This window comes from Butyrivibrio sp. (genome assembly GCF_024699075.1).
This window is the reverse complement of sequence record NZ_JAILQF010000292.1, coordinates 1-4,058: the sequence shown is the minus strand read 5'-3', so window position 1 is coordinate 4,058 and position 4,058 is coordinate 1. Positions and strand designations below refer to the sequence as shown.

At 37.2% G+C, this 4,058-nt stretch carries 5 protein-coding genes; 1 reads left to right on the top strand and 4 read right to left on the bottom strand.

Going from position 1 to position 4,058, the window contains the following annotated elements:
• Positions 1–1,762, top strand: a 1,762-nt coding sequence (gene rho / locus K6G87_RS11855; RefSeq protein ID WP_296837472.1) for a transcription termination factor Rho, incomplete at its 5' end; no start/stop codon positions are given.
• Positions 1,763–2,164: 402 nt separating this feature from the next.
• Here rho and K6G87_RS11850 read toward each other — a convergent pair.
• The 4 genes from K6G87_RS11850 to K6G87_RS11835 all read right to left on the bottom strand — a co-directional run.
• On the bottom strand, positions 2,165–2,461 hold the full coding sequence (locus K6G87_RS11850; protein ID WP_296837470.1) for a hypothetical protein: 297 nt from the start codon (positions 2,459–2,461) through the stop codon (positions 2,165–2,167).
• Entirely contained in the window at positions 2,462–2,743 is a 282-nt protein-coding gene (locus K6G87_RS11845) for a hypothetical protein (RefSeq protein WP_296837468.1), read from the bottom strand. It lies immediately after the preceding gene.
• 124 nt (positions 2,744–2,867) lie between these two features.
• Entirely contained in the window at positions 2,868–3,035 is a 168-nt protein-coding gene (locus K6G87_RS11840) for a hypothetical protein (RefSeq protein WP_296837466.1), read from the bottom strand.
• Between the two features lie 261 nt (positions 3,036–3,296).
• On the bottom strand, positions 3,297–4,058 hold a 762-nt coding region (locus K6G87_RS11835), incomplete at its 5' end, for a hypothetical protein (protein ID WP_296837465.1).

The window sequence follows — 4,058 nt, the reverse complement described above, 5'->3', positions numbered from 1 at the left end:
AGACATTGCAAAAGCTCGAGGCATCAAAAGAGTTACAGGCGTCAAAAAAGCAGAACTGATCGACAGTCTTTGCGCACTCGATGATCAGGAAAAAGCTTCAGCAGCATCCAACGAAGATGCTAAAGCAAAAAAAGCTGCTGAAAACAAAAAAGGTACAGAACGTAAAAAGGATGCCGAATCCAAAAAGAGTGCTGAAAACAAAAAAGGCACCAAAAACACTAAAGCTGTTAAAACTGTAACCACTAAAAAAGAAGCTGACAAGCCTGCCAGAAAAAACGATAAGATTGAAGATGATTCTTCAAAAACACAGGCACCCGCTTCTGAAAAAAACAATAGCAACGCGCAAGCAAAAAAAACAAATCACACACAAAACACCCCAAAAGAACAACAGCATAAATCACGCCGAATCATACAGGTTAATGGCAATTCTCAAAGCAAAGCTGCTTCAAGTTCAGATCAGCGTAAGCCTTCATCTATGATGGATCAGCGTAAGTCTGCTCCTGGTATGGACCAGCGCAAACCCGCTCCCGGAATGGACCAGCGTAAATCAAAGGCAGCATCAGATTTCCGCAAGCAGCCTCCAAAGAAGGATATCGCCAATCACGAGCAGGATGCTCCTAAGGAAACTGAATCTTCATCAGAACCAATGCCTGTAGGCGGAATTATTGAGATCATGTCTGATGGTTTTGGATTTATCAGAAGTGAGAACTATCTTCCTGGAGAGAATGATATCTATATCGCTCCTGCCATGATCCGCAAATTCGGTCTCAGGACAGGTGATATACTTGCAGGAACAGCCGCAAAGAAAAGCTCTTCCGATAAATTCGCTGCACTTATTCAGCTCGATACTATCAATGGATACACACCTGAAGAGTCTATCAAAAGATTTGCTTTCCAGAAAATGACGCCTGTATTCCCTGACAAGAAGCTCAGTCTTGAATATCCAGGTGCTCCTGTTTCAATGAGGATCATGGACCTTATTGATCCTATTGGTAAAGGTCAGCGTGGTATGATCGTATCTCCTCCAAAAGCAGGTAAGACCACTCTTCTTAAAGACGTTGCCAAGTCTATTAAGAGGAACTTCCCTGATATGCATATCATCATCCTTCTTATTGATGAAAGACCAGAGGAAGTTACAGATATTAAAGAATCTATTGAAGGACCTAATGTCGAAGTTATCTATTCTACATTTGATGAACTTCCTGAACATCACACACGTGTTGCAGAAATGACTATTGAACACGCAAGGCGTCTCGTAGAGCACAGAAAGGATGTAACAATCCTTATCGACTCCATAACAAGACTCACTCGTGCATACAACCAGGTTGTTCCACCGTCAGGTCGTACTCTTTCTGGTGGTCTTGATCCGGCAGCGCTTCATATGCCTAAGAGATTCTTTGGTGCAGCACGTAATATGCGCGAAGGCGGAAGTCTTACCATTCTCGCAACAGCCCTTATAGAAACAGGCTCCAAGATGGACGATGTTGTATACGAAGAATTCAAGGGAACAGGTAACATGGAAATGATCCTGGATCGTAAGCTTCAGGAGAAGAGAATTTTCCCTGCTATAAATATTGCAAAATCTTCTACAAGAAGAGAAGACCTCCTTCTTACAAGTGATGAATTAAATGCAGTTAATCGCATGCGTAAGAGTCTTAACGGTCTTAAGGCAGATGATGCTGCAGATCAGATACTTAATAATTTCTCACGTACAAGATCAAATAAAGATTTCATAACACTTATGAATCGCAGGATCTTCTGATAAATCGGATGCTTTAAAGGTTAATTATTCTTTAAAGCATCCGATATTATTTATAACTAAACTCCATTAAGACTTTTACAAGGAAGGGTTCTCCTCCCCCACAACTCTTTCCCTTCCTGAAAGTAATCACTAAAAATACCGATGGATCCCCTCCATCGGTATTTTTTAGTAGTAATTTTATTAGTGATTATTAGTAGTATTTTTATTTTTGTTTTTAATCAGAAATTTTTATTAGTACTTTTCGCCAGTATTATTAGTACTACTTTTCGTTAGTATCATTAGTACTAATTTTCGTTAGTATTATTTGTCGTACTATTTATTAGTATTATTAACTTAGAATTATCAATATGAGATAAACTCGCAAACGCTTCGCTTTTTGCTCATTATAAATATCTGTAAGGATCACTTATCTTCTTCCGGAGGCTTAGTCATAAGAGAAATAGCTGCAGCAGAAATCTCATATACCTTCCTCTTTGAAACATCAAGTCCGGACTTTTTCATTGCCTCGATATTATCATTAAAATATTTCATAGCTGCATCGATCTGAGCTTTAGTAAAATGTTCTTCGCCTTCACGATGCTCATTCATATGCAGACTTCCATCCTTATTGTCATAACGAACTGAAATATCATACTTATTAAAGCTCTTACCAAAGGACTCCTTGTATAACTGCATAATCAAATCTTCACGGTCTGCCATTTATGCCTCCTGCTTATTGGACTTATAATAAACCATTTCATTTTGCCATGCTTTCCTGGAAGAACCCTGCTGCTTAATATTAGGATCAAGCTCTGTTTCCAAGAAAAAATCATCAAGTGCATCATAGTCATCCCCAGTTGGATTCTCAGCATCTTTAAAGAAAATTCCCATTTTAGCTTCCTCCTTTTCATATAAAGCGGATATTAATATTTTATCATTTATCTGAATGTTTGCATACATTATTTTGTTAAAAACAGTTAGCGTATGCTTACTGATATCCATCAACAAATCACCAGATATATGAATATTTTTTTATTTCTATAAAGAAAAGAATAAGGAAATTTTTCTACAAAAAACCTCCGTATTTACATACGGAGGTAATGAGAAAATTTAGTTATTAAGTTAATTAAAGTAGAAGATTCCAATAACAGATTGTTCTCCATGTCATCTTCTGACCCTGACCATTCAGATTTCTGATAGTCAGATTCTCGAGTTCGTCAAGTTCTCTTCCATCCTTTTGCTTCTTACGAATCTCGGTTACATAATCTACCAATTGCCTATCTTGTACATCCATTGTCATAGTGTCGTCCTCCCTTCGTGCTTCCGGTCACCACTTCCTAGAAGGGATAAATCCGCCAGCAAAAAGCTTAATGAATTATTAACAATGATTACGTCGTTTCCAAGTTGGTCAAAAAAGACATTGCGCCTTAGCAATGTCCCCAAGAGTATTATATTACAGCAGGGCGCATTTTTGCAATCGTTTTGACGTATAATTTTGTACGAAAGTTTCTTTTGACAATTGGTAAATATTTACATTTTACTTCATATTTTGAAATTAGTTTCCAGAAAATGTAATTTCAGTTTCAAAGCTTTCAGGAACAATTATACTGTCAGCACCTTCTGCCAGTGTAACTGTTTCAAGTTCTTTACCTGAAAGATAAGTCAGATAATATACATCCTCATCGCTATAAATTACAGCATTCTTACCTGCATATACTATTTCTTGAACATCTGTTTTGAATTCCTGCTCATGATTTCTGTATATATATACTTCATTATCATCATAATTATATTGAACCAGTAATTTATCAGCTGCAAAGAAACACGTTAAAGCTGCGTCTGTTTTTATATCTTTAGCAAGAAGGCTGGTCCTGCTGTTATGGAATGAATACAGATCTGTTTCATCCTTTTCATCATCATATGCCATATAATAAGCATTTGTATCTTCGGAATATCCCAGCGCTCCATTTTCAGTTACAAGTTTTTGAGATGAAAGTGTTCCATCTGTTGATCTAAATGAAACAATGGCACTACCGCTACCATCTTCTGCAGCACCTTCAATCATAACATATCTTCCATCAGCTGAGCACCAAACAGAACCTTCTTCATATTCATAGTCAAAATCCAGAGACTGTTCCTGCCCACCGGCAAGCATATAAAACCAGTCATCAGAGTCTTCTTTTTGATATATACAGATGCCTGTGTTCATTATCACATTGGACAAATTACCCTTTTCTATCACATTGTCATTATTAGCATCATAATAATACAAGGTAATAATATTATTTTCATCTTCAAAGGTATAGAATAAGCCACC